The organism is Sphingomonas azotifigens NBRC 15497 (assembly GCF_002091475.1).
In the GTDB taxonomy this organism is placed as follows: domain Bacteria; phylum Pseudomonadota; class Alphaproteobacteria; order Sphingomonadales; family Sphingomonadaceae; genus Sphingomonas; species Sphingomonas azotifigens.
In genome coordinates this window covers 1-2,728 of sequence record NZ_BCTR01000121.1, presented here as the reverse complement: position 1 = coordinate 2,728, position 2,728 = coordinate 1, and the positions used below count along the sequence as shown (strand labels likewise).

Sequence of the window (2,728 nt, the reverse complement as noted above, 5' to 3'; positions counted from 1 at the left end):
GTATCCATCCGGCGGGTGCCGCCTTTGCTCAGGCGTAGGCGTGGATAGAGGACGTCCTTACAGCCGCACGTAAGGACGTCCGTACCGACTATGGCGCAGATGACGATGTTAACGGGGCCGGAGCGTCGGCGTCGCTGGAGCGATGAGCAGCGCGAGCGTATCCTGGCGGAGGCGTTCCGGTCTGGTGCGAGGGTCTGTGATGTGGCGCGGCGCCACGACGTTGCGCGCAGCCTGATCTATCAGTGGCGTCGCGCGGCGCTGCGGCAAGCGGAGCCAGTGTTCGTGCCGGCGGTGGTCGTAAGCGATCCGGCCGAGCAAGCATCCGATCGTGCCGTAGCGGCCGAGTTCGATCTGCCCGACGGCGCTCGCCTGAGGATCTTCGCCGCAGCGCCACCAGCGCTGGCGGCCGCGGCGTTGAAGGCGCTGCGGTGATCCCACCGGGCGCCAGGGTGTGGATTGCGATGGGCCACACCGACATGAGAAAGGGCATGCAGGGGTTGGCGCTCATGGTGCAGCAGCAGTGCCACCTCGATCCGCACGGCGGCGATCTGTTCGTGTTCCGCGGCCGGATCGGCTCGCTGGTGAAGATCATCTGGCACGATGGAATTGGCATGTCGCTCTACGCCAAACGGCTGGAGAAGGGTCGGTTCGTCTGGCCCTCGGCGAAGGACGGCGTGGTATCGCTGACAGCGTCGCAGTTGGCCTGCTTGCTTGAGGGCATCGACTGGCGGAACCCCCAGTACAGCTGGCGTCCGGCGAGCGCCGGATAGGCCATTATCGCCTTGCGCGAAGCGGCCGGGGGTGATTCACTCTGCCTCGTGGCAGCGGTCGTTTCGCCTCTCCCCGACGATGTCGAAGCGCTGAAGGCGCTGCTCACCGCTGCTGTGCAGCGCGCCGACGAAGCGGAAGCACGCGCCGCCAATGCGGTCGCCCGCGAGAGTGCCATCGAGGCGGTCATCGCGCACCTGAAGCTGCAGATCGCGAAGCTCAGGCGCGAGCAGTACGGCGCGAGTGCCGAGCGCAGCCGCCGCCTGCTCGAGCAGATGGAACTCCAGCTCGAGGATCTCGAAGCCGACGCCAGCGAGGATGACCGCGCCGCCGAGATCGCCGCCGCCAACACCACCAGCGTCGCCCCGTTCGAGCGCAGACGACCGGTCAGGAAGCCGTTCCCCGAGCATCTGCCCCGTGAGCGCATCGTCCTCCCGGCGCCATGCGCGTGCCCCGCCTGCGGCGGCGCGCGCCTGTCGAAGCTCGGTGAGGACGTAACCGAGACGCTCGAGGTGGTCCCGCGGTCATGGAAGGTCATCCAGACGGTGCGCGAGAAGGTTTCGTGTCGCGACTGCCAGACCATCAGCCAGCCGCCCGCGCCCTTCCATGTCGTGCCGCGTGGGTGGGCGGGGCCGAGTTTCCTGGCGATGCTGCTGTTCGAGAAGTACGGGCAGCACCAGCCGCTCAACCGCCAGGCCGAGCGGTTCGCCCGCGAAGGCATGCCGCTCAGCGTCTCGACCCTTGCCGACCAGGTCGGCGCCGCAGCGTTCGCGCTGATGCCGCTCTACAAGCGCATCGAGACGCATGTTCTCGCCGCCGAGCGCATCCACGGCGACGACACCACCGTGCCGGTCATGGCGAAGGGCAAAACCGACGTCGCTCGGCTCTGGGTCTACGTGCGCGACGACGCCCCATTTGCCGGCACCGACCCGCCTGCGACACTCTTCTCCTACTCCCGCGACCGCCGCGGCGAGCATCCGCAGGCACATCTCGCCGGTTGGTCGGGCATCTTCCAGGCCGACGCCTATGGCGGCTACGGCGAGTTGTATCGCGACGGTCGCAATCCAGGCCCCGTGATCGAGGCCGGCTGCTTCGCGCACGCCCGGCGCAAATTCTTCGAGCTCGCCGATGTTGAGGGCGCCGCGCGCAAGAAGAGTCGCGGCGAGCGGACCGGCACGGTCTACCCCATTGCGATCGAGGCGGTGAAGCGGCTCGACGCGCTCTTCGACATTGAGCGTGCCATCAACGGCAGACCCGCCGCCGAGCGGCTCGCCGTCCGTCAGGCGCTCAGCGCGCCGCTGATGGTCGAACTTCACACCTGGCTGACCGAACAACGCGCCAAGCTTTCGCGCAACCACGACCTCACAAAGGCTTGTCTCTACATGCTCCGCCGCTGGGAGGCGTTCACGCGCTTCCTCGGGGACGGTCGGGTCTGTCTCACCAACAACGCGGCCGAACGCGCCCTTCGCTGCGTGCCGATCGGCCGCAAGGCCTGGCTGTTCTGCGGCTCGGACCGTGGCGGCCAACGCGCCGCCATCCTCTACACGCTCATCCAGACCGCCCGCCTCAACAACGTCGATCCGCAGGCCTGGCTCGCCGACGTCCTTGCCCGCATTGCCGACCACCCTGCGACCCGGCTCGACGAACTGCTTCCATGGAACTGGGCGCCTCAGATCAAGGTAGCGAAAGCCGCCTGATGGCCGCCCCGTCGATGGTGTTCACCCCGCGCTTTGCCGCGACGCACTTCGGCGTTGACATCGACGTCATCGAGAAGCTCGCCGAGGAAATGGCGCCCGAAGACGGCTGCCTCAGCCTGATCGACAGCCTCGACGACAATGCCGAGCACTCCACTGCCTTCACCCGCCGCGGGCTCGACTACCTCAACGAGCTCCTCGACCAGCGCCGGTCGGACTTCATGCAGGAAAGCTGACACGCCCCGCGGCCTTCCGCGGATGGATAC

Annotated in this window: 4 protein-coding genes; all 4 read left to right on the top strand. The window is 67.7% G+C overall.

All coding sequences use genetic code 11. The features are described from left to right. Nucleotides 1–90 precede the first annotated feature (90 nt). The 4 genes from tnpA to SAZ01S_RS23090 are packed head-to-tail and all read left to right on the top strand — an operon-like array spanning nucleotide 91 to nucleotide 2,698. The gene (gene tnpA, locus SAZ01S_RS23105) at nucleotides 91–432 is read left to right on the top strand and encodes an IS66-like element accessory protein TnpA (RefSeq protein ID WP_084584677.1); all 342 of its coding nucleotides are present in this window, start codon (nucleotides 91–93) and stop codon (nucleotides 430–432) included. Next, on the top strand, nucleotides 429–770 hold the full coding sequence (gene tnpB, locus SAZ01S_RS23100; protein WP_281252176.1) for an IS66 family insertion sequence element accessory protein TnpB: 342 nt from the start codon (nucleotides 429–431) through the stop codon (nucleotides 768–770). Before tnpA ends, tnpB begins: the two co-directional genes overlap by 4 nt. Before the next feature lie 48 nt (nucleotides 771–818). Then, complete coding sequence (tnpC, locus tag SAZ01S_RS23095) at nucleotides 819–2,465, top strand: IS66 family transposase (protein WP_084584675.1); 1,647 nt, start codon at nucleotides 819–821, stop codon at nucleotides 2,463–2,465. Further along, on the top strand, nucleotides 2,465–2,698 hold the full coding sequence (locus SAZ01S_RS23090; RefSeq protein ID WP_084584674.1) for a hypothetical protein: 234 nt from the start codon (nucleotides 2,465–2,467) through the stop codon (nucleotides 2,696–2,698). Before tnpC ends, SAZ01S_RS23090 begins: the two co-directional genes overlap by 1 nt. The last annotated feature ends 30 nt before the right edge of the window (nucleotides 2,699–2,728 follow it).

Coding starts and splice junctions, on each gene's coding strand:
- tnpA (WP_084584677.1), top strand. CDS start 91: ATGGCGCAGATGACGATGTTAACGGGGCCGGAGCGTCGGCGTCGCTGG.
- SAZ01S_RS23090 (WP_084584674.1), top strand. CDS start 2,465: ATGGCCGCCCCGTCGATGGTGTTCACCCCGCGCTTTGCCGCGACGCAC.